At 39.4% G+C, this 26,735-nt stretch carries 28 protein-coding genes; 20 read left to right on the top strand and 8 right to left on the bottom strand.

From position 1 onward, the window contains the following. Window positions 1-35: 35 nt before the first annotated feature. The 3 genes from DX873_RS08530 to DX873_RS08540 all read right to left on the bottom strand — a co-directional run bounded on the left by DX873_RS08530 (window position 36) and on the right by DX873_RS08540 (window position 3,226). Window positions 36-470: a hypothetical protein gene (locus tag DX873_RS08530; protein WP_147296633.1), complete on the bottom strand. Its 435-nt coding sequence runs from the start codon at window positions 468-470 to the stop codon at window positions 36-38. A gap of 291 nt (window positions 471-761) precedes the next feature. Beyond that, window positions 762-2,075, bottom strand: a complete 1,314-nt coding sequence (locus DX873_RS08535; protein ID WP_116184039.1) for an amidohydrolase family protein — start codon at window positions 2,073-2,075, stop codon at window positions 762-764. A gap of 86 nt (window positions 2,076-2,161) precedes the next feature. Beyond that, window positions 2,162-3,226 (bottom strand): helix-turn-helix transcriptional regulator, encoded by a 1,065-nt coding sequence (locus DX873_RS08540; RefSeq protein WP_147296634.1) that lies wholly within the window; start codon window positions 3,224-3,226, stop codon window positions 2,162-2,164. Between the two features lie 244 nt (window positions 3,227-3,470). Here DX873_RS08540 and DX873_RS08545 point away from each other — a divergent pair, with 244 nt between their 5' ends. The 18 genes from DX873_RS08545 (at window position 3,471) to DX873_RS08630 (ending at window position 19,731) form a co-directional block, all read left to right on the top strand. Then, window positions 3,471-3,929 carry a GyrI-like domain-containing protein gene (locus tag DX873_RS08545; RefSeq protein ID WP_116184041.1) on the top strand — a complete coding sequence of 153 codons (459 nt, stop codon included), beginning with the start codon at window positions 3,471-3,473 and terminating at the stop codon, window positions 3,927-3,929. A gap of 124 nt (window positions 3,930-4,053) precedes the next feature. After that, on the top strand, window positions 4,054-5,418 hold the full coding sequence (locus DX873_RS08550) for an MptA/MptB family glycosyltransferase (RefSeq protein ID WP_116184042.1): 1,365 nt from the start codon (window positions 4,054-4,056) through the stop codon (window positions 5,416-5,418). Window positions 5,419-5,632: 214 nt separating this feature from the next. Next, window positions 5,633-6,247, top strand: a complete 615-nt coding sequence (locus DX873_RS08555; RefSeq protein ID WP_116184043.1) for a GNAT family N-acetyltransferase — start codon at window positions 5,633-5,635, stop codon at window positions 6,245-6,247. Beyond that, a complete protein-coding gene (gene argG, locus DX873_RS08560) occupies window positions 6,244-7,434 on the top strand; it encodes an argininosuccinate synthase (protein WP_116184044.1) in 1,191 nt (396 codons plus the stop codon). Before DX873_RS08555 ends, argG begins: the two co-directional genes overlap by 4 nt. Continuing rightward, a complete protein-coding gene (gene argC, locus DX873_RS08565; RefSeq protein ID WP_116184843.1) occupies window positions 7,427-8,401 on the top strand; it encodes an N-acetyl-gamma-glutamyl-phosphate reductase in 975 nt (324 codons plus the stop codon). The genes argG and argC overlap by 8 nt, the downstream gene beginning before the upstream one ends. A 10-nt stretch (window positions 8,402-8,411) precedes the next feature. Then, entirely contained in the window at window positions 8,412-9,206 is a 795-nt protein-coding gene (gene proC / locus DX873_RS08570) for a pyrroline-5-carboxylate reductase (RefSeq protein ID WP_116184045.1), read from the top strand. Window positions 9,207-9,229: 23 nt separating this feature from the next. Continuing rightward, the gene (locus tag DX873_RS08575) at window positions 9,230-10,357 is read left to right on the top strand and encodes an aspartate aminotransferase family protein (protein WP_116184046.1); all 1,128 of its coding nucleotides are present in this window, start codon (window positions 9,230-9,232) and stop codon (window positions 10,355-10,357) included. Next, on the top strand, window positions 10,354-11,292 hold the full coding sequence (locus DX873_RS08580) for a Rossmann-fold NAD(P)-binding domain-containing protein (RefSeq protein ID WP_116184047.1): 939 nt from the start codon (window positions 10,354-10,356) through the stop codon (window positions 11,290-11,292). Before DX873_RS08575 ends, DX873_RS08580 begins: the two co-directional genes overlap by 4 nt. Then, the gene (gene argB, locus DX873_RS08585; protein ID WP_116184048.1) at window positions 11,289-12,068 is read left to right on the top strand and encodes an acetylglutamate kinase; all 780 of its coding nucleotides are present in this window, start codon (window positions 11,289-11,291) and stop codon (window positions 12,066-12,068) included. The genes DX873_RS08580 and argB overlap by 4 nt, the downstream gene beginning before the upstream one ends. Continuing rightward, window positions 12,065-13,138, top strand: coding sequence for a M20 family metallo-hydrolase (locus tag DX873_RS08590; RefSeq protein WP_116184049.1), 1,074 nt, complete (start codon window positions 12,065-12,067; stop codon window positions 13,136-13,138). The genes argB and DX873_RS08590 overlap by 4 nt, the downstream gene beginning before the upstream one ends. Before the next feature lie 11 nt (window positions 13,139-13,149). Continuing rightward, the gene (locus tag DX873_RS08595) at window positions 13,150-13,551 is read left to right on the top strand and encodes an ACT domain-containing protein (RefSeq protein WP_116184050.1); all 402 of its coding nucleotides are present in this window, start codon (window positions 13,150-13,152) and stop codon (window positions 13,549-13,551) included. A 3-nt stretch (window positions 13,552-13,554) separates the two neighbouring features. After that, window positions 13,555-14,838: an argininosuccinate lyase gene (gene argH / locus DX873_RS08600; protein ID WP_116184051.1), complete on the top strand. Its 1,284-nt coding sequence runs from the start codon at window positions 13,555-13,557 to the stop codon at window positions 14,836-14,838. A gap of 285 nt (window positions 14,839-15,123) precedes the next feature. Beyond that, window positions 15,124-15,705 carry a dihydrofolate reductase family protein gene (locus tag DX873_RS08605; protein ID WP_116184052.1) on the top strand — a complete coding sequence of 194 codons (582 nt, stop codon included), beginning with the start codon at window positions 15,124-15,126 and terminating at the stop codon, window positions 15,703-15,705. Window positions 15,706-15,809: 104 nt separating this feature from the next. After that, window positions 15,810-16,715, top strand: a complete 906-nt coding sequence (gene bla, locus DX873_RS08610) for a class A beta-lactamase, subclass A2 (protein WP_116184844.1) — start codon at window positions 15,810-15,812, stop codon at window positions 16,713-16,715. Between the two features lie 28 nt (window positions 16,716-16,743). Further along, window positions 16,744-17,280, top strand: coding sequence for a helix-turn-helix domain-containing protein (locus DX873_RS08615; protein ID WP_116184053.1), 537 nt, complete (start codon window positions 16,744-16,746; stop codon window positions 17,278-17,280). Between the two features lie 101 nt (window positions 17,281-17,381). Continuing rightward, complete coding sequence (locus tag DX873_RS08620) at window positions 17,382-18,425, top strand: serine hydrolase domain-containing protein (protein ID WP_116184054.1); 1,044 nt, start codon at window positions 17,382-17,384, stop codon at window positions 18,423-18,425. A 267-nt stretch (window positions 18,426-18,692) separates the two neighbouring features. Further along, window positions 18,693-18,935: a hypothetical protein gene (locus tag DX873_RS08625; RefSeq protein WP_116184055.1), complete on the top strand. Its 243-nt coding sequence runs from the start codon at window positions 18,693-18,695 to the stop codon at window positions 18,933-18,935. Window positions 18,936-19,077: 142 nt separating this feature from the next. Then, the gene (locus tag DX873_RS08630; RefSeq protein ID WP_116184056.1) at window positions 19,078-19,731 is read left to right on the top strand and encodes an HAD family hydrolase; all 654 of its coding nucleotides are present in this window, start codon (window positions 19,078-19,080) and stop codon (window positions 19,729-19,731) included. 51 nt (window positions 19,732-19,782) lie between these two features. Here the strand turns inward: DX873_RS08630 and DX873_RS08635 are convergent, their stop codons facing one another. Then, window positions 19,783-20,625, bottom strand: coding sequence for a pseudouridine synthase (locus DX873_RS08635; RefSeq protein ID WP_116184057.1), 843 nt, complete (start codon window positions 20,623-20,625; stop codon window positions 19,783-19,785). 296 nt (window positions 20,626-20,921) lie between these two features. Here DX873_RS08635 and DX873_RS08640 point away from each other — a divergent pair, with 296 nt between their 5' ends. Next, entirely contained in the window at window positions 20,922-21,908 is a 987-nt protein-coding gene (locus tag DX873_RS08640; protein ID WP_116184058.1) for a DNA cytosine methyltransferase, read from the top strand. Further along, window positions 21,908-22,660 (top strand): hypothetical protein, encoded by a 753-nt coding sequence (locus DX873_RS08645; protein ID WP_116184059.1) that lies wholly within the window; start codon window positions 21,908-21,910, stop codon window positions 22,658-22,660. The genes DX873_RS08640 and DX873_RS08645 overlap by 1 nt, the downstream gene beginning before the upstream one ends. Before the next feature lie 97 nt (window positions 22,661-22,757). On the opposite strand, the gene DX873_RS08650 is transcribed toward DX873_RS08645, so the two are convergent. The 4 genes from DX873_RS08650 to DX873_RS08665 all read right to left on the bottom strand — a co-directional run bounded on the left by DX873_RS08650 (window position 22,758) and on the right by DX873_RS08665 (window position 26,721). Further along, the gene (locus DX873_RS08650) at window positions 22,758-23,708 is read right to left on the bottom strand and encodes a carbon-nitrogen hydrolase family protein (RefSeq protein WP_116184060.1); all 951 of its coding nucleotides are present in this window, start codon (window positions 23,706-23,708) and stop codon (window positions 22,758-22,760) included. Then, the gene (locus tag DX873_RS08655) at window positions 23,708-24,613 is read right to left on the bottom strand and encodes a geranylgeranylglycerol-phosphate geranylgeranyltransferase (protein WP_116184061.1); all 906 of its coding nucleotides are present in this window, start codon (window positions 24,611-24,613) and stop codon (window positions 23,708-23,710) included. The genes DX873_RS08650 and DX873_RS08655 overlap by 1 nt, the downstream gene beginning before the upstream one ends. 8 nt (window positions 24,614-24,621) lie before the next feature. Beyond that, a complete protein-coding gene (locus DX873_RS08660; protein WP_116184062.1) occupies window positions 24,622-25,560 on the bottom strand; it encodes a mevalonate kinase family protein in 939 nt (312 codons plus the stop codon). A gap of 78 nt (window positions 25,561-25,638) precedes the next feature. Next, window positions 25,639-26,721 (bottom strand): diphosphomevalonate decarboxylase, encoded by a 1,083-nt coding sequence (locus DX873_RS08665; RefSeq protein ID WP_116184063.1) that lies wholly within the window; start codon window positions 26,719-26,721, stop codon window positions 25,639-25,641. Window positions 26,722-26,735: the final 14 nt, after the last annotated feature.

Raw genomic sequence — 26,735 nt, forward strand, 5'->3', positions numbered from 1 at the left:
TATTACCACATGTAATTCAATTCATTTAGATTGATTCAATCAACTCTGTACATATAACCTCCTGCAGTTCCGGCATATTCCAAAAGAATAGCTTCTTTTCCATTCACGATTCCTTTTCTGAATGCTCTGTAAGTCTCTGTCCCTTTCCCTCCATTCACTAAAGAAAAGCTTTTATTGTTTAGACTTTTTATCCCTACTCGATAATAACCTTCTTCAATAATTTCGGTTATTTCAAATTCACTTTCATTAAATTCCAAACGATAATCCCTCCGATAATCCAAATCATCTATGCAGCATCCTTCCTCAACTATATTATTTGAAAAAAAGGTATATGTCGTCGGGTTTGCATTTCCTGGATTTCGCCAAGTACCCCTCAAAAAGCTTGGTAGTGAAAAGGAGCTTGAACCTCCTTCATCGGATGAACAAGATAATAACGTAATTATGATTATTAATATTGAGATTTTTCTCATCCTTTTATTTGTAAGTTATAATATGTTGTTGTAACGATTATGCTAAAAATCGTTTTAATGATTCTTTAGCGACCGATACTGAAACAAGTCCGCCCGTGCCGTTCGGACGGGTTCAGTACAGATAAGCGAAGTTACCTGTTTTCAGTTTAAAACCTAGCCTGAAAGTAAGGGATGTGGATTACGATTTGACCAATTTCATTGGATAATAAAATGGCCAACACCAAAGGTAATTTTAAATCCCATAGCATAACCTTAGGAGAGCATACACTACACCCGTGTTGTAGCTCTTTTTTAATCATTGGAATTCTCGACATCCAATAAGAGTTTATCCAGTTTTTCCCTGTCAAACCATTGTCCCCTAATCATTACCCCAGATATTGTACGAGTATTGCTTATATCTTCCAATGGGTTTTTATCAAGTAAAACCAAGTCGGCCAATTTTCCTTCATTGATGGTTCCTGAATGGGAAATTGCATTTAAATACCGGGCCGGAATTACGGTTGCTGTTTTAAGTGTTTCATAAGTTGACAGCCCTGAACTATGTATTAATTCCAATTCATGATGAAGTGAAAAGCCAGGTAAGAATAGACCATATGTGTCACTTCCTGCCATTAATGGCACTCCATTTTTATGTAATATCAAAGTGAAATTCTTTTGCCATTCCAATTCCTTCTCGAGTCTGATCAAAGATTTTGCAGCCGTAAACCACTTTTTGTTTCTGAAGCCTATTTTATCAGATTTCCAATAATCCGAATAGTGCTTTGGAAGATATTTAATGTTTATTTCCGCATTAAGTTTGGCTGATTTTTCTTTATCTGCGTAACGCATAATCATTTCAAAGATTCCAAGAGTTGGGGACACATAAATTCCGCTGGTTTTAATCTCCTTTGCCGCTTTCTCTAGATAACTGTTAGAGTTTAATCCCTCCTTTGAGAAGATATTCATAAACTCCTCCATATGAGCGATAGATTTCATTCTGAGGGAATACTCCAAAGGCAATTCTCTTTGTCCATGACCAACAATTTCTATGTTCTCTTCATGTGCTTTTTCCAATAGTGCCAGATAGATTTTTTTGGGAAGATTGTCGGCAAGTTTTAAATAATCATATCCTCTTTTTTTGTGATATTGTACAATTGCATCAACAGAATCAATGTGTTTGAAATTATTCCTTTTGAGATATGGGCCGGTTGTGTAGTAGTGAGGTGAAAGAAATGAATTGCTTCGTGCTTTTTCCCTTATTGCTATGTGATCTTGTCCTTGGTATTCGGCCATATTCCTTGCAGAGGTAATTCCATTGGCAATTAAAAGCTTGAACTCATTTTCAATATTGTTCTGTAAGTGATAATGTGTTTCAACCAAGCCAGGTATTAAGTATTTGCCCGAAGCTTCTATGGATACATCTATAGTATCTATTCTAGGATTGGAGGCTGACTCAATCTTTGTTATTCTTCCATTGGCAATAATTACTCTCTGATCAGTAAGTAACGTATCAGTATGCATTGGAATTATATTGACATTCTCAAACGAAAATGTTTTTGTTTGGGCCAGACAAGAAGAGCCCAATATTACGATCAATAGTGTTAAATAACTTTTTGGTGTACGCATGTCAATTGATTTTGAAATTCTGGACAAAAGTACATGTTGAAAAGTTCGGTGCAGTTCGGAAATCGGCACTTTGGACAATATAGAACCTATTTGTTCTTATATTCTTTCGGTGTAAGCCCTGTCTCCCTTTTAAAATTTGTGTAGAAGGATGTTTTGGAATTAAACCCACATTCCAAACCAATAGAAAGCAAGCTATAGTTATCAAACATAGGGTCCTTCAACATCATTTTGACATCTCTTATCCTGTGATGGTTAACTAAGTCTGAAAAACTACGTGACGTATTTTCCTTTATAATTTGGGATAGGTATCCATTGCTGATTTCCAGCCGTTGCGCCACATCTTCCCTGCTTAGATATGGATCATGATGTATTTTTTCTTCTTCTATAAGAAGCAATAGGTTTTTAAAATGTGAATTTTTGGCATTCGAACTAAGCGATTTGCTTTGCTCCTTCTTAGTTATTGTTCTAATCTCGTATCTATCATTCGACAATTTAAACTGATACATTCCTTTATAAACCAACCAATAAATAAAGATTGAGCTAAAAGTCCATAAATAGGTAAGCGGCAACTTCTCTGAAAAAATAAATCGGTAAAGCTCTAAGCCAACACCGAACAACAGAATTATGGAAAGATAAACCCAGAGATGCTTTAACCACTTTTTGCTAGGGTTATCTTTATGGGTAAGAACAAACCTGTAGGATAAAATAATGGTATAAATTGGAAAAATAACAGATAAAAAACTGACTGTCTTATAAAAATGGCCGATATAATTGCCAACAATTTGAGGCAAATTATATAAACTAAATATGGTACTAACGGAAATAACAATGTTGCAAGCGCTCAATAAAATAAAAGGCACATATAGATATTTGAGGTTTACTATTTTTCCTGATGCTTCATTTGATGTTTTTTGAAAAAAATGCACCAGAGTTACAGGGTATAGAAACTGCCAAAGAAATAAATCCAGAATACTAATAATTGTTGGGCTTGTACCTCTATCCCAAAACCAATTATTAATGCCCACTATGGCAATGACCAATAAAGTATACCCTAAGTTTCTATTATGTTTACTTCTAAAAAACTTAGAGAAAAGTATTATTAGGCTTAAGACAAAACAATGAAGGACAGCTAGAAGCGAAATAATTTCCAATAAGGGGATTTGATTAGGCGGCAAGATTATAGAATTATATCTTAATTGGTTTGTACTACTTAGCTATATCAACCTTTACTGAAACAAGTTGAGTACAGATAAATGAAGTTACTGGTTTTTGTCTTAAAAATCCAGTCCAGAAATAAGGGATGTGATTATATGTTTACTTCTTTCAAACACCCCCTGACACACCCTTGTCATTAACCGTCTTTAGTTTTGGGGTCAACGATAAAATATTCACACTATGACAAGCACAAAATTAGAAGAATTGACCATTGTAGGACTCGCAATCAGAACATCCAACGACCCCGGAAAAGCAGACCAGGACATTCCACAACTTTGGAACAAATTTATGGCCGAGAATATCACAAGCCGACTTCCAAATAGGATTGGTGAGACCATTTATGCCATCTACACCGATTATGAAGGTGACCATACCAAACCGTACACCATGGTCATAGGCTATAACGTGTCCAATCTTGACAATATTCCTGAAGACATGACCGTAAAAATTGTTCCAACAGGGAACTATACAAAATTTATTGCCAAAGGCGATTTAACCAAAGACGCTGTAATCAATACCTGGATGGAAATCTGGAAAACAGACCTAAACAGAACCTATACCACAGACATCGAAGTTTATGGAGAAAAGGCTATGAACCCAACGGATGGAGAAGCAGAAATTCTGATTGCAACCGCCTAAAAATCAATATCCCGCTTTGCGCTTTTTTATTTCTTCTACGTAAAGTGGGATATTCTTGTTTTTAACCTACACCAAACCAATATAATTTCATATTTTTTGCCTTCCAAAGCGATGTTGGCAAACCATGCTCCCTCAATTATCAAGATTCTGGAAACTCCATAAATATCCTACCCTCTTTGTTTTAGGAAGTATCTTATTCTACATCAGTTTTGCCTATGATCTAGAGCGGACGGACTTCATCAAGCTTATCATGCTCTATGGTGGTGTTTTCTTTTTTTGCCATAAGCTCATTAAATTGGAACATTGGAATTTTAAATTCCTTTTGGCAGCAGGAATTCTATTCAGATTGGTTTTTCTATTGGCAGAACCCAATCTATCACAAGATTTCTACCGTTTTATTTGGGATGGGGAACTGGTCAAAAATGGCATCAACCCATACCTACATACTCCAAACGACATTATGAAAGATGGGGTTCCCAGTATTCCCCTACTTATGGAGACCTACATGGGTATGGGGGACCTCAGTGCCAAACATTATAGCAATTACCCTCCTTTAAATCAGGTAGTCTTTGCCATTTCCACCTTCCTTGGCGGAAATACCATATTGGGATCAATAATATACATGCGCCTATTTATCATAGCAGCTGATATTGGCATTCTAGTTTTAGGAAGGAAATTGCTGCAAAACCTAAAGATGCAGAGCCATATGGCCTTTTGGTATTTTTTAAACCCTCTTGTAATCATAGAATTAACGGGCAATCTTCATTTTGAAGGCGTAATGCTTTTCTTTTTTGTGTGCGCCCTTTTTCTCATCTCCAAAAAAAAATGGTTGTTGGCCACCCCTTTTTATGCGGCTTCCATCATGGTAAAATTGGTGCCCATATTATTTCTTCCATTGTTTCTTAAATATTTTGGCTTCAAAAAAAGTATTTGGTTCTATGCACTGATAGGACTCAGCTGCTTGATATTTTTATTACCATTCTATTCTCCTGTCTTTATCAATAACTATTCAGAAACCGTAGGACTATGGTTTTCAAATTTCGAGTTCAATGCAGGAGTGTACAACATCACCAAAAAAATATCTGTGGAATATTTTGATGCCAAACCCTGGAAACTCATCAAAGTATACGGAAAACTTGTTGCAGGCTTGGTAATACTGGGAGCATTGTTATTGACCTTTTTACGAAAGAACAACAATTTGCCCCATTTAATAGGTTCCATGTTGATTCTGCTAACCGGATATTACTTTTTATCCAGTACCGTCCATCCGTGGTATATTGTCTTTTTGGTAACACTTTCCATTTTTACCCAATATAGATTTGCCATGCTTTGGTCCTTTTTGGTAATCCTTAGTTATTTTGCCTACTCCAACCCAGATTTTAAGGAAAACCTTTGGTTACTGGCCATTGAATATTTTTTGGTCTTCGGCTTCCTCATTTACGAAATCAAGTATAAACAGGGAAAAAAGTTACATTTCTTCAAAAAATAAATATTGAATTAGGCCAATTGGGATTAATTCGTACATTTATCCCCGTAATGAAAGGACAACTACACATATTAACTTCTTTGGGCAACGTTGCCCCAGTACGTCCGTTCGCTCCACGTCGTCGCCCGTAAGGGTGCATTCCAGTTATGGAAATAGGTGAGTCCATTTCCGCAAAGACCTTCAGTTTTTATTTTTTATAGTTCAAAATCTTCTAGCAATGAAAATTGTAATTGCTAACGAATCACATTTTAAATACGCTCAAATAATCAGCGATACCATTACGGAATCTGCCAAAGTACGAGGTACAGGAATAGCGCAAAGAACCCCTGAATATATCCTTAAGCGATTACAAAACGGGAATGCGGTCATTGCCTTGGATGATGGCAAATTTGCAGGGTTCTGCTATATCGAGGTATGGGGAAACAAAAACTTTGTGGCCAACTCCGGATTGATCGTACACCCTGATTACCGAAAACAGGGATTGGCCAAAAAAATCAAAAAAGCAATTTTTGAGCTTTCCCGGGATAAATTCCCCAATGCCAAAATTTTTGGCATCACCACCGGTCTTGCCGTAATGAAAATGAACTACGAGCTAGGGTACAAACCCGTTACCTTTTCAGAATTGACCAATGACCCCGATTTCTGGAAAGGCTGCCAGACTTGCAAAAACTTTGACATCCTTACCCGAACAGAACAGAAAATGTGCCTCTGCACGGGAATGTTGTTCGACCCCGATACAAAAAAATACAAATCAAGAAAATTGAACGGAAAAGCCTTTCAGCGATTAAAAGAAATGAAGCAAAATCTTTTCCTCAAAAAGAAATCAAAATGAAAAAATTAGTGTTAGCCTATAGTGGTGGCTTGGACACCTCATATTGTGCCAAATATCTATCCAAGGAAAAAGGATACGAAGTCCATGCCGTTAGTGTGAATACAGGAGGCTTCAGCAATGAGGAAATCCAAGAAATAAAGCAAAAGGCCCTCGCCCTTGGCGCTACCAGTTACACTTCTATTGATGCCGTGAACAACTTCTATGAAAAAGTGGTTAAATACCTCATTTTTGGGAATGTACTACGAAACAATACCTATCCCCTTTCCGTAAGTGCCGAAAGAATTGTGCAGGCCATAGAAATTGTAAATCATGCCAAAAAAATTGGGGCGGATTATGTTGCCCATGGCAGCACCGGAGCTGGGAACGACCAAGTGCGATTTGATATGATCTTTCAAACCTTGGCTCCAAAAATCAACATTATTACCCCAATTAGGGATAACAAGCTCTCCCGGGAATCAGAAATTGAATATTTACAGCAAAATGGCATTGATTATTCTTGGGAAAAAGCCAAATACTCCATTAACAAAGGGCTTTGGGGAACTTCTGTGGGCGGCGATGAGACCTTGACTTCCCATCTTCCACTACCGGAAAATGCATATCCAAGTCAATTGGAAAAAGAACTTTCCAAGGAATTGAAACTTACCTTTAATAAAGGTGAATTAATCGCCATTGATGGTGTTTCTGGCTCTCCTGTGGAGAATATTGAAAAACTGGAGGAGATAGCCTCAAAATATGCTATTGGGAGGGATATCCATGTAGGGGATACCATCATCGGAATCAAGGGAAGGGTCGGATTTGAAGCCGCAGCCCCGATTATTATCCTCAAGGCTCATCATTTGTTGGAAAAGCACACCCTGAGCAAGTGGCAGCAATATCAAAAAGAACAATTGGGCAATTTTTATGGCATGCTGCTTCATGAAGGCAACTATTTGGATGAGGTAATGCGAAATATCGAGGCCTTCCTTTCAGATACCCAAAAGAATGTTTCTGGGGACGTGTTCCTAACCCTTCACCCTTACCGATTTGAACTAAATGGAATAGCTTCTCCACATGATCTGATGAACGCTTCCTTTGGAAGTTACGGGGAAATGAACAAAGGCTGGACAGCAGATGACGCCAAAGGTTTCATTAAAATCCTGTCCAACGCAGGAAAAATTACAAACCATGTTAACCAATACCATGATTAAAGCAGGAATTATTGGAGGGTCCGGCTACACGGGCGGGGAACTGATCAGAATTTTGTTGAACCATCCCAATGCCACAATTGATTTTGTGTTTAGTACAACTCGGGCGGGAAAACCTCTATCATCAGCACATTCCGATTTGCTTGGCCAGACCGATCTTTTGTTCTCTTCGGAAATCAATCCAAATGTTGATGTCGTCTTTTTGTGCCTTGGTCATGGAAATTCCACCAAGTTTCTTGAAGAAAACACCTTTGGTGACCAAACAAAAATCATTGACCTCAGCAATGACTTCCGACTAAAAAACAATGCTATTTGGAGTGGAAAATCATTTGTTTACGGTCTTCCTGAGTTGAACAAAGCTTCCATTCAAAAAGCAGGTGCAATTGCAAATCCAGGTTGTTTTGCTACGGCAATTCAACTGGGGTTGTTGCCATTGGCCAAAGCTGGATTGTTACAAAATGAGGTACATACCAATGCTATTACCGGGAGCACTGGTGCGGGTGTAAGCCTTTCCGCAACCTCCCATTTTAGCTGGCGAAACAACAATGTGTCCTGGTACAAACCTTTTACGCACCAGCACCTGGGCGAGATTGGTGAGAGTCTGGCTTCCTACGGAAATTCAGTGGGAAAACTCTATTTCTTACCAAATAGGGGAAACTTTACTAGGGGTATTTTGGCTACATCCTATACCTCCTTTGATGGAACACAAGAGGAAGCTGAGCAACTCTTTGAGCAATTTTATGCCAAAACTTCATTCACGCATGTGTCCAAGGACCCGGTTCATCTCAAACAAGTGGTCAATACCAACCAATGTCATGTGCATTTGCACAAACATGATGATGTGCTATTGATTACTACGGTCATTGATAATCTACTAAAGGGAGCCTCGGGCCAAGCAGTGCAAAACATGAACTTGATGTTCGGTTTTGAAGAACAAGAAGGATTACAATTAAAAGCAGGAGTATTTTAAATAAACTGATATGAAAATAGCAATCATAGGAGCAGGAAATTTAGGACTGTCCATAGCAAAAGGAATTTTGCATAGCAATGGGGCGACCACCATGTATCTGACCAAAAGGAATACTTCCCAAATCAAGGAATTTGAAAAGTATGGGAATGTCATAGTTACTTCGGATAATCGACAAGCCGTTGAGAAATCGGACATTTTGATTTTTGCCGTTCAACCAGGGCATTTTGCCAAAATTCTGACAGAGGTAAAGGACTTGCTAACAGAAAACCACGTATTGATCAGCACCATTACCGGATTTGGCATTTCTAAAATTGAAGAAATTGTTGGTGCGGACCATTACATCATACGAAGTATGCCCAACACGGCCATATCGGTTGGCAATTCCATGACCTGTATCTGCAGTAATGAACTTGGTGCAAAACGGATAGATCTTGCAAAAGCCATCTTTAATCGCATGGGGCACACTCTGGAGATTCCCGAAGATTTAATGCAGGCTGCTACTGTAATCTGTGCCAGTGGTATTGCTTTTTGGATGCGACTGATCAGGGCCACAACCCAGGGTGCCATACAACTTGGGTTCGATGCGAAGGAAGCCCAGGAACTGGCCATGCACACTTGTAATGGTGCTGCTAGCTTGTTGATAGATTCTGGCAGTCATCCTGAAGAAGAAATCGATAGGGTCACCACCCCAAAGGGGTGCACCATTGAAGGGTTGAATGAGATGGAACACCAAGGATTGAGTTCTTCCCTTATTAGAGGAATAGTGTCCTCTTTTGAGAAAATCAACCAAATCAAAAAACAATAACAAAAGCCATAACATAAACCGTGATGAAGCTTTTTGATGTATATCCCTTATACGATGTTACCCCGGTATCGGCAAACGGTATTGAGGTCATTGATGAAAAAGGGCAGAAATATTTGGATTTTTATGGAGGACATGCGGTCATTTCCATTGGGCATAGTCATCCACATTATGTAGCCCGATTGAAGGATCAGTTGGAAAAAATTGGGTTTTATAGCAACTCCATACAAAATCCCTTACAAAATGAACTTGCGCAAAAGCTGGGAGAATTGTCCGGATGTGACGATTATGCACTTTTTATGTGCAACTCAGGTGCAGAGGCCAATGAAAATGCCTTGAAGATGGCATCGTTTCATACCGGAAAGGCCAAAGTAATTGCTTTTAACAACAGTTTTCACGGAAGGACTTCCGCCGCTGTGGCCGCCACGGATAATCCAGCAATCAATGCTCCCATAAATCAACAGCAAGAAGTAACCTTTTTGCCTTTTAACGATACTGAAGCTTTTGAAAAAGCTATAGCTTCTGATGATTTTTGTGCTGTCATCCTTGAGTCCATTCAGGGAGTGGGTGGCTTAGATGAGCCCACTACAGAATTTTTCCAATTTGTCGCCAGTACCTGCAAATCGCATGGAGTGGTATTGATTGCAGACGAAGTACAAAGCGGTTTTGGTCGAAGTGGAAAATTCTTTGCCTTTCAGCACCATGGAATTCAACCAGATATCATAACCATTGCCAAAGGTATGGGGAATGGTTTTCCAGTTGGTGGGGTTTTGATCCATAACTCCTTTAGGGCCTCATACGGACTATTGGGAACAACCTTTGGTGGTAATCATCTAGCTTGCGCAGCTACCCTTTCAGTTCTTGAGGTAATGGAAGACGAAAATCTTATTCAAAATGCAGCCGAAGTTGGAAATTATCTCAAAGAAAGAGCAAAAGAGCTTCCACAAGTAAAAAATGTAAAAGGAAGGGGCCTTATGCTCGGTTTGGAGTTTGATTTTGAGGTTTCAGAACTAAGAAAAGCCTTGATTCATAACCAACATATGTTCACGGGTGGGGCCAAAAACAAAAAGTTGCTCAGAATCTTGCCCGCCCTGAACGTTACAAAAAATCATATTGACCTGCTACTCGAAGGCTTGAAAAAAGAATTGAAATGAAACATTATCTGTCCATAAATGATGTTGACTCCCTGCCCGCCTGGGTAGAGGAAGCGATAACTTTAAAACAAAATCCTCTCCAAGACAACGCGCTTGGGAAAGGCAAAACCATCTGTCTGCTATTTTTCAACAATAGCTTACGAACACGTCTGAGTACTCAAAAAGCCGCCATGAACCTGGGCATGGAGGTCATGGTGATGAATTTTGGCAGTGAAGGCTGGATCTTGGAATATGAAGATGGTACCATTATGGACCAAGGCACTTCGGAGCACATCAAGGAAGCGGCCCGGGTAGTTTCGCAATATTGCAATGTTGTAGCGATTAGGGCTTTTGCAAAACTAAAGGATAAGGCCAAGGACGAAGCCGAAGAGGTCTTGACTGGATTTGCAAAATACGCCTCGGTTCCGGTAGTGAACATGGAAAGCTCTACGGCCCATCCCTTACAGGCTTTGGCCGATGCCATAACCTTAAAGGAATTCAATACCAAGATTAATCCCAAAGTGGTGTTATCGTGGGCTCCACACCCCAAAGCCCTGCCCCATGCGGTGGCCAATTCTTTTGTTGAAATGATGAAGCTTCAGAATGCCAATTTTGTAATTACCCACCCTGAAGGATATGAGCTCAATTCAGAAATAACAAAAGGGTGCACTATTGAACATGATCAAAAAAGGGCGTTGGAAAATGCTGACTTTGTATATGTTAAAAACTGGAGTAGTTATAGCGAGTATGGAAAAGTGCTAAAGCAAGATTCCAGCTGGATGATGACCCAAGCAAAGCTTGGAGGGGCCAAGTTTATGCACTGCCTTCCGGTAAGGCGAAATGTAGTGGTTGAAGATGCTGTTCTTGACGGTGACCAGTCCTTGGTGGTACACCAGGCCAACAACAGAACATTTTCAGCACAAATTGTATTGAAAAAAATATTGGAATCGTTATGAAACAAAAGCTATCCATAGTAAAAATTGGGGGTAATCTTATTGAAGACCCAAAAGAACTATACTATCTGCTGCACCTCTTTTCAAAAATCAGGGGAAACAAGATATTGGTCCATGGAGGCGGAAAAAAAGCCACGGAAATTGGGGAAGCCCTAGGCATTAAGTCCAAAATGGTGGATGGGAGAAGGATTACGGATGCCCAAAGCCTTGATGTGGCCATTATGGTCTATGGAGGACTGGTAAACAAAAAGATTGTAGCTCAATTGCAGGCCCTAGGTGTCAATTCGGTAGGTTTGAGCGGAGCAGATGCCAATATCATCAAAGCGTATAAAAGACTGGTCAATGAAGTGGATTTTGGTTTTGTTGGCGATGTGGAAAAAGTGAATACCTATAGTATCTTCAAAATATTGCAAGCTGGACTTACCCCTGTTTTTTGTGCCCTGACTCATGATGGCAAAGGACAACTGCTCAATACCAATGCGGATACCATAGCTTCTGAAATAGCCATCGGAATGTCGAATCAATTTGACACTACACTCTATTATTGTTTTGAAAAGAAAGGTGTCCTTAAGGACATTTCCAATGAGAATTCGGTAATTCCCTTTATCAATTCAAAAAAATACGAACGACTTTTGGCCCTTAAAGTCATCAACGAGGGCATGCTCCCCAAAATGCACAATTGCTTTAATGCGCTTCGGAACCAAGTCTCCAAGGTCTGCATTGGCGATAGCAGTATGTTTGAGGAAGGCTACACAAATTTTACCACCATAACGCTATGAAAACTGACCAAAAACAATTAACCCAGAAAGCAATCGAGCTACTACAAGAACTCATTGCTACTCCTTCGTTTTCCGGGGAAGAGGATAAAACCGGAAACGCCATTGAAACTTGGCTTCAGGATTTTGGTGTTAAAACCAATCGACAGTACAACAATATTTACGCGTTCAACAAACATTTTGACGAACGTAAACCCACATTGCTCTTAAATTCCCATCATGATACGGTAAAACCAAATTCTGCCTATACCAAAGACCCTTTTCACCCGCACCTGGAGGACGGTAAATTATATGGCTTGGGAAGCAATGATGCAGGAGGTTGCCTGGTGTCCCTCTTGGCCACCTTTGTACATTTTTATGAGCAAGAAAATCTTAGCCATAATATAATTATGGCGGCAACAGGAGAGGAAGAGGACGCTGGAGCCAAAAGCCTGACCGCCCTTTTACCCATCCTTCCAAAAATTGATGTGGCCATTGTTGGAGAACCCACTTTAATGGATTTGGCCATTGCTGAAAAGGGATTAATCGTTTTTGATGCTGTTGTTGAAGGAACCCCATCCCATGCCGCACATCCCAACAATAATAACTCCATCTACAATACCATTGAGGTATTAAAATGGTTCAAGGAGTATTCCTTTGAGAAAGTTTCCAATGTTCTGGGGGAGGTAAAACTTACAGTCACCCAAATCAACGCGGGAAACCAGCATAACGTTGTTCCCGCACAGGTAGATCTGGTGGTGGACGTACGGGTCAACGATTGTTATTCCAACAAAGAGATTGCCGATATTTTGAACAGCGAGGCTCCTTGTAAAATGACTCCGCGCTCTTTGCGTTTGAACTCATCCGCCATTGACCCAGACCACAGTTTGGTACAAAGTGGCACCGCTCTAGGAAGAAAGACCTATGGTTCCCCTACATTGTCCGATCAAGCCGCACTTAGCTGCCAATCGGTTAAATTGGGGCCTGGCGATAGCACTAGATCGCATTCGGCCGATGAATTTATTTTCGTGAATGAAATTGAAGAGGGAATTGATCTCTATATCCAAATCCTTCAACAATTTTTAAATTCTTAATACCCGAAGAGATGTCAGGAGAAACCGATTTACAAAAACTGTTGGCCCAAATGGAACCTCAGCTCCATGAGAAGGAGTATGTTTTTGTTCATGTGAATAAAACTCTTCCGATTAAGTTTGAAGAGATTCAGGGCATGTTCAAAGAGAAAGAGGGCACTACCCTCATCCTAAAAAAAGAACTGGCCGAAGATCTAAAATTGGACTATGACTACGTAGCATCTTGTATCACTTTAGCAGTGCATTCCTCTTTGGAGGCTGTAGGACTTACCGCAGCCTTCTCCACGGCTTTGGCCAACAACAATATTAGCTGCAATGTGATTGCGGCTTACTTTCATGACCATATTTTTGTGGATAAACACGATGCCACTAGGGCCATGGAAGTTTTATCAACATTATCTAACGCTAACAACTAACAAATGAAACTCTGGGACAAAGGATTTAGCACCGATAAAAAAATAGACCATTTTACCGTAGGTAACGACCGGGAATTGGATTTACTTTTGGCAAAATATGACGTAGTGGCCTCCAAGGCCCATGCCAAAATGTTAGGTAAGGTTGGGTTATTGACCGAAACCGAGGCCCAAGATTTGGTCAAGGAACTGGACGTCATTTCCAAATCCATTGAAAAGGGCGAATTCACCATTGAGCAGGATTTTGAGGACATGCATTCCAAAATTGAGTTTTTGCTCACCGAAAAATTGGGAGATACCGGAAAGAAAATCCATACTGCGAGATCCCGGAACGACCAGGTATTGGTGGCTATGCAACTTTACCTGAAAGACGAGCTCTCGGCCATCAAAAGTGAAGTGAAAGCACTCTTTGATCTATTACTTCAACTTGCTGACGAGCACAAAGCTGTTCTGCTACCCGGATATACCCATTTGCAAATTGCCATGCCCTCTTCGTTTGGACTTTGGTTTTCGGCTTATGCAGAAAGCTTGGTAGATGATCTGTACTTTGTACAGGCCGCTTACAAAATTGTGGACCAAAACCCTTTGGGAAGTGCGGCTGGCTACGGAAGTTCCTTTCCAATCGACAGGAGTTTTACCACAGCTGAAATGGGTTTTGAAACCCAAAAATATAATGTGGTAGCCGCCCAAATGGGACGGGGAAAGACGGAGAAGGCTACAGCTTTTGGTATCTCCAGTGTTGCTGCCACACTCTCTAAAATGGCGATGGACATTTGCCTGTATATGAGTCAAAATTTTGATTTTATCTCCTTTCCCAATGAATTGACCACGGGGAGCAGTATTATGCCGCACAAGAAAAACCCGGATGTTTTTGAGCTCATCAGGGCCAAGTGTAACAAAATTCAGGCTGTGCCCAATCAGTTGACCTTGATCACCAATAACCTGCCCAGTGGCTACCACCGGGATCTGCAATTGGTGAAAGAGGTAATCATCCCAGCCATCCAGGATACAAAAGCCTGTCTGGAACTCATGACTTTCAGCTTAAAGGAAGTCCAAGTGAACACTACAATTTTGGAGGATCCTAAATACGATTACCTCTTTAGTGTAGATACCCTCAACGAACTGGTAAAAAGTGGAATGCCCTTTAGGGATGCCTATAAAACCATGGGCAAAGCCATTGAAAATGGCACATTTAAACCCAAAAAGGATATTGAGCATACCCATGAGGGCAGTTTGGGCAATTTATGTTTAGAGGAAATCCGGCAAAAGATGGGGCAAGTGTTGGCCTAAAAGATTTATCTCCATTTTGGTCAATTTACATGCTATGCTCATCAATTCTAGGTAGATATTTGAGTCAAAAATGACAAGTACACCCTTGAACTCATCATTTTCTATTTGGTTAACTGTCAAAAAACTTTGAACGTGGTCTTTGAATACCAAAGTAAGAATCCATCAATCCATAGGCTCTATCCGTCAATTCTGAGCCCATATTTGGCTATTTTTTTTTGAATATCGTCTCGAACACTAAAATTTTTTAACAACATCCAACCAAATTTCATCTAATATCACTTCATTATGACAGCTCAAAAAAACAGCATACAAACGGGACAAATTATCTATTACGTAGCGAGCTCCCTTGACGGATACATTTCAGGTAAGAATGATGACATTAGTCAATTTATTTTACAAGGTGAAGGTGTGGAAAAGTATCAGTCAGATATTGCAAAGCTGGGCACTGTTCTCATGGGAAGAAAAACCTATGAGTTTGGTTATCAATATGGACTTGAGCCCGGACAGCCCGCATATCCCAATATGGAAAACTATATTTTTTCAGATTCATTAAAGGTTGACACGCTTTCGGACAAGGTTCATATTGAAAAAATGAATATCCAAAGAATTAGGGAAATAAAGAATTGTTCTACCTCAGATATTTATTTATGTGGAGGAGGCCAATTTGCAGGATGGCTTTTGGAAAATGGATTGATAGATCAATTAAAAATTAAGCTAAACCCTATTATTCTTGGAGAAGGAACCAGGTTATTTGGAAATTCAACCGCAAAAGCTTATTGGAACCTTTTGGAAAAGGAATCTTTTAACGATGGTCTTGAAATACTAACTTATGAGGCAAAAGCAAATCCATCAGCTTTAAGTCTGTAAAATTTTTCCGAAATTCACTTCCCTGTACCGAGCTCTATTCTGCATTGCAGAATAGAGCTCATCAAAAAACAATTCATCCCCTATTAGTTACCAAACAAAAGAAAATCAAAGTGAAAAAAACACCTCTTGCACTCCTGGTCCTCTTCATATTCTTCACAGAAGGATATGCCCAAGAAATTGAAACCTTAAAACTGAAAATTGAGGATGTTATAAATTCCAAAAAAGCAGTTGTCGGGGTTGCAATCAACGGGATGGAGCCTAAAGACACTCTGAGTATCAACGGTCAAGGACACTTTCCAATGCAGAGCGTGTTCAAGTTTCCAATTGCATTGACCATTTTATCCGAAATAGATAAAGGCAACCTTTCTCTTGACCAAAAAATTGAAATCAAGAAAAGTGAGTTGTTACCTGGACTATGGAGTCCAATCCGAGAAAAGCATCCAGAGGGAGGCATATTTACCATTGCTGAGATCATTGAATACACTGTCGCTTTAAGTGATAATGTTGGCTGTGATGCTTTGTTGAGGCTACTTGGGGAACCGCAGGCTGTTGAAAATTACTTTTCGAGTCTTGGCTTTAAGGATTTTGCCGTTAAAATCAATGAAGAAACCATGCAAGGTAATTGGGACTTACAGTTTCTAAATTGGACAACTCCAAAAGAAGCCAACAAAATATTGGCAGCATTCTATGAAAACAAAAATGGTTTACTTTCTAAAGAAAGCTATGATTTCATATGGAATATAATGAAGGGAACCAAAACTGGTAAAAACAGATTAAGGGGGCAGTTACCCGAAGAAACAATAGTTGCGCATAAAACGGGATGGTCAGGAAAGCATAAAGAAACGGGCATAACTGCTGCGGTAAATAATATCGGAATTGTTTTCTTACCAAATGGAGAATACTTTGCCATAAGCGTTTTTGTCTCAGAATCACCGGAAGATTTTGAAACCAACGAGAAAATAATCGCTGATATTTCCAAAGCAGCTTGGGATTATTTCATAGACAAGTAGCTATAATTGCCTTAAACTAATATTGACAATGTCCCAACTTCTTAGATATAGAAAGAAATTAAACTTGACACAAGAGCAGTTAGCTGAAAAGGCAAATATTTCCGTGAGAACGATTCAACGTATTGAAGCTGGACAAGAAATCAAGGGACACACACTGGAAGTTTTATCAAATGTTTTGGAAATCAGCAAAGAAAAACTACTCGCAGGTGTAGAACAAAAAGAAGTCAATATACGCTTGATTAAATTAATAAATCTATCCTCCTTAATACTTCTTATTTTGCCTTTTGGAAGCATTCTCCTTCCCGTAATCATAATGTACTGGAAAAAAGAAGTGAATTCTATCACCAAACAAATAGTTACCATTCAAATTATGTGGACCTTGTTGTTTCCCATTATTGTAATGATCGCTGTCTTTCTTAGTAAATGGCTTTCAATAGGAAATCAAATAGTTCCAATAACAATGCTTTTTCTATTATTGGTCAATGTGTTTATTATAGTACGTAATACTGCTGAAATTGATAAAAACCAAAGGCTTCTTATCAAACTCAATTTCAGTATATTATAGTCATTGTCGGTTTATTGGCATGTTTTTGTCGGGTTAATCAAGAGCTCTTTTCACTGATTGAAAAGTAGTTTTACCTCGCAATGAAACATAACTAGAAAACCATGAAAAAGCATCTACTTTATTTACTCCTCCAATTCATTTCAGTACAACTTACTGCTCAAATTGAAAACAAATCAGAAATAAACGAATGGTTGGTGGAGAACAACGTTCCTGTTTTGGGTTTGGGCATGATCAACAATGGTAAACTAAGCCGAATTCAAGTGTATGGTGACCTTAATCCCAAAGAGAAAGCACCCCACAACACTATTTTCAACGTTGCTTCATTAACAAAACCAATTACAGCAATAGTTGCCTTGAAGTTAATCAGCCAAGGTAAATGGGATCTGGATGAACCTATATCCAAATACTGGATCGATCCCGACGTCAAAAACGATCCTCGGAAAGAATTACTTACGACAAGACATATTTTAAGCCATCAAACCGGATTTCCAAATTGGAGAGGTGAAAAATTAGAATTTATGTTTACTCCAGGAACACAATACCAATACTCTGGTGAAGGTTTTGAATATCTGAGGAAGGCATTAGAAAAAAAATTCGAAAAAAGGCTAAATGAGATAGCTTCAGAACTCATCTTTGAGCCTTTAAAAATGCATGATACTAAATACATCTGGGACAAAAACACAGATGAATCGAGGGTAGCCTTAGGTTTTGACGTTGATGGAAATAATTACGAACTATATAAAAGAAAAACTGAAAACGCAGCTGATGATCTATTGACAACCATTAAAGATTATGGTACTTTCTTAGTCAGTGTAATGGAAGGAAAAGGGCTTTCCAAAAACATTTTAACCCAACTGCATTCAAATCAAGTGGCTTCAAAAAATGGCAAACATTTTACATTGGGATTTGAGAAATATGACTTCAAGGATGGAAATTATGCCTTATCACATGGAGGCGCCGACAAAGGAGCTCAAGTGGTTGTATTCATCTTTCCCAAAACCGGGCAAGGAATACTCATTTTCACAAACGTAGATGATGGATACAAAGTTTTTGAAAAACTTTTAATTGACCATATAGGTGAGTATGGAAGAGAAATCATCCAAATTGAAACTGGGAAAGAACCTCAATATGGTAATAAAAATTAGAATAGGTTACGTATAAAAAGGCTTTTATTATTGGTTTTCCATCTAACCCTTTAGTGGATAGGTAAAACCGAAATGTTAAAGCTGTTAAAGATGGATATCGAAAAGGTTGTGCACATCTGGTTAAGATTTAAGATAAAACCTTGACTGGAAAAACTTCTGGAAACAAATATCAAAATTCAATCATTCTACTTTTATTGTTATTCAAATTTTTCACGAACTTCACCTTACATAGTTGATAGATAATTAAAGATTAGAAATTACATGACAATGGGCAAAACTGACAAACAGTGTTTCAATTGTGGTAAGGAAGGAGGCGAATTTTTTGGTTTCATAATCTGTGAAAAATGTAAATCCAAATTGAGATTGTTTACGGAAGGTACTGTACAAGGTTATCTAGAAAAAGACCCGATTGGCTTCCCAAAAGATATTGATAGAAGATTGGAATTACTGGACAAGGATTACGTCAAAAAGAAAATTAAACTTTTACATATCAAAAGCATCATTAATTAATGACGGAGTGCATTTACACATCATTCCGCATTGAAGCCGTAGCCAAAATCCAAATCCTTCAATCAAGGTCATCTTCCCTTGTTTTAAGGCCTAAATTCCCGAACTTTGTTTATTGCCAGCAACAATACAGTCAACATTTTTCATGAGAAAAAGTGGAGTAATCTTTGATTTTAACGGAACACTATTTTGGGATTCCAAATATCAGGAAGACTCGTGGGACGAATACCTGCAGCTCCACAGCATTAACCTGACCAAGGCCCAGAAAAGGGAATATATCCACGGCAGAAACGGGAAAGACACCTTTGAGATTCTTTTTAATCGAAAATTAAACAATCAGGAAGTTCACCAATTTACCGAGGAAAAGGAGGTTTTGTACAGAAATGAGTGTCTTAAAAATAAAATGGAGCTGGCCCCTGGTGCAAAATCCCTTCTTGAAGAACTGAAGGCAAGGAAAATTCCAATGGCCATCGCAACCGCTTCTGGTAAGACCAATGTGGACTTCTTTATTGAAAAATTTGACCTGCTCCATTACTTTAAAAAAGAACATATCATCTATGATGATGGCACGGTTAAAGGAAAGCCCAACCCTGATCTGTTCTTAAAAGCAATTGAAGCCTTGGGTGCGGACAGGAAAAAGTCAATCGTATTTGAAGATTCCTTTTCTGGAATTCAAGCAGCGATCAACTCCAAAGTTTCCAAAGTGTTTATCGTTAATTCCACAGGCGATAACTATGAAGGATTTGATTTGCCCGTAATCAAACATTTTGATGAGTTTGATATAACCTTGATAGCCTAACCGGCCTATCCATCAATTTGGTATTGCCATGCTCGGACTTCGATTATTCCATCACTGGATCATCTTTAAGTTCACCACTTCTTGTTCTGTTAAATGGCGCCAATGACCTCTAGGGAGGTCTTTTTTGGTAAGGCCAGCAAAAATTACGCGGTCCAACTTGGTAACCTGATAGCCTAAATGTTCAAAAATCCGACGTACAATTCGGTTACGTCCACTGTGAATCTCTATACCGACTTCTCTCTTTGGTGCTCCTTGTATAAAACTCACACTATCCACTTCAACAGGACCATCTTCCAGTTTTAATCCGTCCTCAATTTTGTGCAAATCTCCAAGGGACAGGTTCTTGTCCAAGAAAACATGATAGATCTTACGTACTCCATGTTTGGGATGGGTGAGTTTTTTGGTAAGGTCACCATCATTAGTGAACAACAGAAGTCCCGTAGTATTGCGGTCCAGTCGCCCAACGGGCAACAATCTGGCATTCGAGGCATTGGAAACGAGTTCCATAACCGTTCTTCTACCCTTTTCATCACTGGTGGTGGTTATGAAATTCTTGGGCTTATTCAATAGGATGTATTCCTTTTTCTCTGGATTGAGTTTCCTCCCATCAAAACGAACATCATCCGTGAGTTTCACCTTATAGCCCATCTCGGTGATCACTTTTCCATTTACGGATACATTACCAGCTGCTATATAGGTGTCCGCCTCCCTTCGGGAGCAAATCCCTGCATTGGCCACAAAGCGGTTTAAGCGTATTTCGTTGGGATTGGATTTCTTTTGTGGAGTGCTTTTCTTGTTGGAATGTTGGCGGCTTTTTCCGTATTGATTCTTCTGGTACCCGCCCCCATCCCTTTGGGATGGTTTTCTACCTCGGTTCTTGTCTGATCTCGTCATCAGTCATAAAATTTTTGCAAAGGTAGTTCTTTTTAAGGGTTTAAAATGAAAGCTAAATGTTTACCTATTAATCAATTCTAACTGGAATTTTAGCTCAAAAACCTGTAACTTTCACTTATCCGTACTGAACCCGTCCGAACGGCACGGGCGGACTTGTTTCTGTATCGTTGGATATAAATCATTAGAACGATTCATATCCTCGTAGTTGGTGGCAATTAAAAAAACGACAATAACTATGTTGATAGAAACTAACAGACAGGCTTTTAAGACGCCAAAAACCAAAGTAAATTTGACTTATGTACGACAGTAGAGAACAAATCCGATTTATTGACCTTTTCTGCGGAATAGGTGGTTTCAGAATAGCTTTTGAAGAAGCATGCGAAGAACAAGACATTAATGCCAAATGCGTCTTTTCCTCAGACATTGACAAATATGCTCAAGACAGTTATGAAGCCAACTTTGGGGAGCGACCTCATGGTGACATTACCCAAATTGATGAAAAAGACATTCCTGACCATGACATTCTTTTTGCAGGTTTTCCATGTCAACCTTTTAGTATAATTGGTCAGATGAAAGGACTAAATGATACTCGCGGAACCCTTTTCTTCGACATTGCTCGAATAATAAAAGAAAAAGAACCGAAATCGTTTATACTCGAAAATGTGAAGCAACTTGTTGGACATGACAAAGGGAATACCCTAAAAGTGATTTTAAAATCACTCAAAGACCTTGGATATCATGTTCAATACAGCGTTTTAAATGCTCTTGATTACGGACTCCCACAAAAACGAGAAAGAATTGTCATTGTTGGACATAAAGAACCGATTATGTTCACCTATCCTGATCCAATTAAACCTTTCAAACCACTAACCGAAATATTAGAAACAAAAGTTAACGAAAAGCATTTCGCTTCGGACTACATAAAGAACAAGAGAAAAGAAAGCCATAAATCGTCATTCTATCCTTCGATTTGGCATGAGAATAAGTCAGGTAATATTTCTTCTTACCCTTTTTCTTGTGCTTTAAGAGCAGGTGCTTCTTACAACTACCTTTTGGTTAATGGTGAAAGGCGTTTGACCCCTCGCGAAATGCATAGACTACAAGGATTTCCTGATTGGTTTAAAATCGTTGTAAGCGATGGACAAGCAAAAAGACAAGCCGGAAACGCAGTCCCAGTAAATATGATTAAAGCTGTTGTTCAAAAGTTATTGCCTTATGTCGCTACTTCATTAGACCAAGCAGCTGTTTTAAGAGAGTACGATTTAAAATTTAATCCGAGTTAATGAGCAAGAAATCACCAAAACTTAGAACTGTTAACAAATCACTTCCGCCTTATCCTCTTAATGAATTTGGCTCAGAGTTTCCGTACATTCTTGGTCGAGAAATTGTTTATTTACTTGCTTCAAAAGGTAAAGGAGTCCTTGAAGGTTCAGAATGGGAAGAAATATTTGCTCATTGCATTGGAGCAGATTGGAAACCTTCAAATGTTGGTCTTGATGACGTGGTTTTAGGAAACACCGCTTGGGGTGCTAAAACAGTAAAATCAGGGGTAAAAGACTTTAGAAGCCTAAACAAAGTTCGACTGATTTCAGGTCGAAACTCGATTGTTTACTCATATGGTGCTACAATTGATACTTCAGCTGACCCAAATGAAGTAGGCGAACAAGTCTTAGAGATTTGGAACGAGAGAGTTTCTTCTATTCGAGAAAAGTTTAAACACTTGCGAACTGTAGTTCTTGTAAAATCAAATGACTTAACTCAGGTAGCGGTCTTTGAGTTCGACACCGTTCGTTACGACCCAGAATTATTTGACTTCTCTTGGAATAAAAACGAAAACCTTGAAGGTTTCGACAAAGGAACTGATAACAAGAGATTTGTTTGGCAACCTCACGGTTCTCAATTCACTATAATCGAAGAAGTACCGACAAGCAGTTTGATTTTAAAACTGAAACCCCCGAAAGCTTTGAACAAGAAAAAAATACTTGAAGCAATCGGATTTGATAAAACATGGGTTACGGTCGAAAAAAGAGAATAAAAAACATTGCACAACAAGGTGTATGATTAATTGCGGTCGGAAATTCAACAAGTACCTTTCTCAAAACAATTAAAAAGCGGAAAACTAACTAATCGTACTAGCCTTTGATCTCAATCGTCGACTGCCGTTCCCGGTTTACGGTCAGCTTGGTCACATCAGGTCGGGAATAATGCCCCACGGGGTCAAAGTTCTGCCGTTCTTCATATACTCGGTTAAAGTCCAGTTCGGCATAGATCAATCCTTCTTTATCCACCACAGGTTCAATGATCCATTCTCCATCTGGGCCAGCAATGGCAGAACCTCCATCGGCCAAAACTGCTGGAGCTTTCTCCAAAATCTTATCCAAATGAGGGGTTTCCTTTGGAAAATCAGATGTTTTCATCAACGATGATACTGAAATGACATAGCTTCTGGATTCACGGGCAATAAATCGGGTAATATCCTTGGTGTTATGCAATCCTCCTGGCCAGACCGCCACATGTAGATTTTCACCTTGACCGTACAACGCAGTTCTGGGCAAAGGCATCCAATTTTCCCAGCAATTGAGTCCGCCCACCGTAAATTGTTTTAATGGGTGTACCTGTAATCCGTTTCCATCTCCAGGAGCCCAGGTCAAACGCTCATCATAAGTTGGCTGTAACTTTCGGTGCACTGATTGAATTACGCCTTCTTGATCTATGTACACCAAAGAGCAATACAGGCTATGTCCTCCACGATCTTTAGCTCGTTCCATCATGCCCAAGTAAATTGCCATTTTGTGTTCCTTGGCCAATTGGCAAATGGCATCAAGCTCTCCGGTTTCAATTTGGATTGAATTTCTGGCATAATGTGCATGAAGTTCCTTGTTTACCTTCAAATCCCAAGCTGCACCTTCGGTATGAGCCAGCCAAAAGGGATATCCTGGTAAAAAGGCTTCTCCAAAGACCAAAAGCTCCGCTTTTTCCGAAGCTGCTTCGCGAATGGTTTCTTTAATCTTTTCCAATGTGGCTACTTTATCCAACCAGACCGGTGCAATCTGGGCCATGGCCACCTTCAACATATTTTCCATTATATAATTCGATTGATTACGAGATCGACATCGATCAACAAAATACCAAAAACTCCAGCCACAATGATAAACTTTAAAATATTGTGCAACCAAACATAATGCTTTTTAGATTCGGCCTTGCCTAGAAGCACAAGAAATAGAGCTAAAAGCAAGATGCAGGCATAGAAATAGACGTACATATAGCCTACATCAAAAGTCTTGATCAACAGTATGGCCGGAAGCAAAGTCAACACAATCAATAATCCTATCAATAATTTTGAGGTTTTGGGGCCATAAATGATGGGGATGGTCTTGTAATTCTGTGCCATATCCCCCGCCATATTCTCCAAATCCTTGATCATTTCCCTAGCCAGAATCAACAAAAAGAGAAAAACTGCATGTACAAAAATGACGGTCTCAAAATTTCTGTAGTACACAAAGACCACAAAGAACGGAGCAATGGCCAAGGTGGCAGAAACCAAGTTTCCAATAAAAGGAATCCGCTTGAGCTTATGGGAATACAGCCATATTCCAAAAATATAGGCAGAGAAAAAGAGTACGGCCCTAAATGAAATATAGCTTGCCGTAAATACCGCCAAAAAATTAAGAATGAAATAGGTCGTTAGTTTAAATCGCTGGCTCACCAACCGATCCAGCATACTTTTGGTTGGTTTATTGATCAAATCTTTCTCGGCATCGTAAAAATTGTTGATGATGTACCCACTGGCTATGACCAAGGCGGATGCTGTAACTATCAGGAAAAGATTGATGTCCAAAACAACATCACGAAGTGGCCTGTCAGGGGCCAAAATGTATATTGAGGTGAGGTATTGGGCCAGGGTAATCACCAAAATGTTATATCCCCGAACCACAGAAAACAAACTCAATAGCTTGAAAAGCAGGAGTTTGTTCTTTCTACTAAGCATAGATTGGGTCAGAAGCTATAAACAACTTCCAAATTATGTCCGTGTAATGCCTTTTTGGCTTTTTCCAAATCCTGGGTAAAGCCCAAGATGTAACCTCCACCTCCTGAACCGCAAAGTTTTAGGTAGTAATCGTTGGTTTCTATTCCCTGTTTCCAAAGTTGATGGAATTTGGAGGGTATCATGGGTTTGAAATGGTCCAACACCACATGGGAAAGTTGTTTTAGGTTTCCGAACAGGGATTTGATGTTACCGTTGAGGAAATCCTCCACACAAGCATCAGTATGTTTGATGAACTCGTCCTTGATCATACTTCGGAATCCATCTTGCTTCATCTTTTCCATGAAAATCTGCACCATAGGTGCTGTCTCGCCGGTCATTCCGCTATCCAACAAAAAAACCGCTCCTTTTCCCTCCTTGTTTTGGGAAGGTATGCTTGTGGACTCAATATTGTCTTTAGAATTGATGAGTATGGGTAAACTCAAATAACTGTTCAAGGGATCTAATCCAGAAGATTTCCCATGGAAAAAGGATTCCATTCTTCCAAAAATCTCCTTGAGTTTTAGCAGCTTTTCCCGTGTCAAGTTTTCTAAAACTGTGATTTTGTCAGTAGCATACTTATCGTAGATGGCCGCTACCAAGGCACCGCTACTTCCAATACCGTATCCTTGAGGAATGGAACTATCGAAATACATGCCATTGGCAACATCTCTCTCCAAGGATTCAAAATCAAAAGAAACAAGTCCTTGCTCATTATCCACCAATTCTTTCAGGTATGTTGTGAAAGCTTTGAGACCTTCATTGGAGTCTTTAGCCGTACCCGTTAAGTTTTCATCAGTTTTTAGAGCTCCTTTGAAAAAGTTGTAGGGTATGGACAGGCCTTTGGAATCTTTAATAATTCCATATTCCCCAAAAAGAAGGATTTTAGAGTAAAAGAGAGGTCCTTTCATAGTTCTATACGAAGATACAAATAATTTTGTTTAACCAAACAAATCAAAACGATGAACAAATTGAAAAATCAGCTGTAATCAAATCAATCTACGCGCTCCATTTCCAATTCGGTCGCAAATATAGTGTCCATTCTCGCAATGCACAACCAATTCATTCTGAATAAATTGTATTGCTTTTTCTTTTACAGATTCGGGATACAGCACATGCACATTTGCCCCGGCATCCAAAGTGAAACAAATTGGTGTTTTGGTGGATTCCCTGAACTTCCAAATCTTATGGATAATGTGCAATGTATCCGGCTTCATTAAAATGAAATATGGCATGCTGGTCATCATCATTGCGTGAAGGGTCAATGCCTCACTTTCCACAATTTTGATGAACTGTTTCAAATCCCCATCCCTAAAAATATGTTCTAGCCTATCTAAATTATCGTGTGCTTGGGCAAAACGTTCAGTAGCAAACGGATGTCCGTGCATAAGATTATGCCCAGCCGTACTACTCACTTGCTTCTCCCCTTTATGCACCAAAAGAATGGTATCATGAAAATTCTTAAAAACAGGATTCACCTCATGGGGATATTTTATTCCATACAGATCGGAGCTTCCTGCTATTTTTTCATGCCCTCCCCATTGAATCAAATCACCTTCAATGCTCCTACACGCACTCCCGGAACCCAATCTGGCCAAAAACGATGCTTTTCTTTTAAAGAAATCCTCGCTCATTCCCGCATTCATTTGTTTTTCAATGTCCATCAGACAAAGCGAGAGGGCCGCCATACCGCTTGCCGAAGAAGCAATACCACTGCTATGTGGAAAGGAATTGGAAGTCTCGATATTGAAATGATAGGTTCTTAAAAAAGGGACGTAGGCTTCAATTCGTTCGAAAAAGGTTAAAATCTTCGGCTTAAATTCATCTTTCCGGTTGCCTTCAAAGATTACATCAAAAGAAAAACTCTCCGTATCTTCTTTTTTTGAGAATGAAACCGTAGTTGTGGTAGCACAGGCATCCAAAGTAAAACTTATGGAAGGATTTGCCGGTATTTGATCTTTCTTTTTTCCCCAGTACTTTACCAAAGCAATATTGCTCGGGGCCTTCCAGGTAATTTTTCCTTCAGCTGGCAATGTCTTGTATGGTAATGGCAGAAAGTCTTTTTCGGTCATTGAAAATGATATTT

The sequence above is a fragment of the Flagellimonas nanhaiensis genome (assembly GCF_003382275.1).
GTDB lineage: Bacteria > Bacteroidota > Bacteroidia > Flavobacteriales > Flavobacteriaceae > Flagellimonas > Flagellimonas nanhaiensis.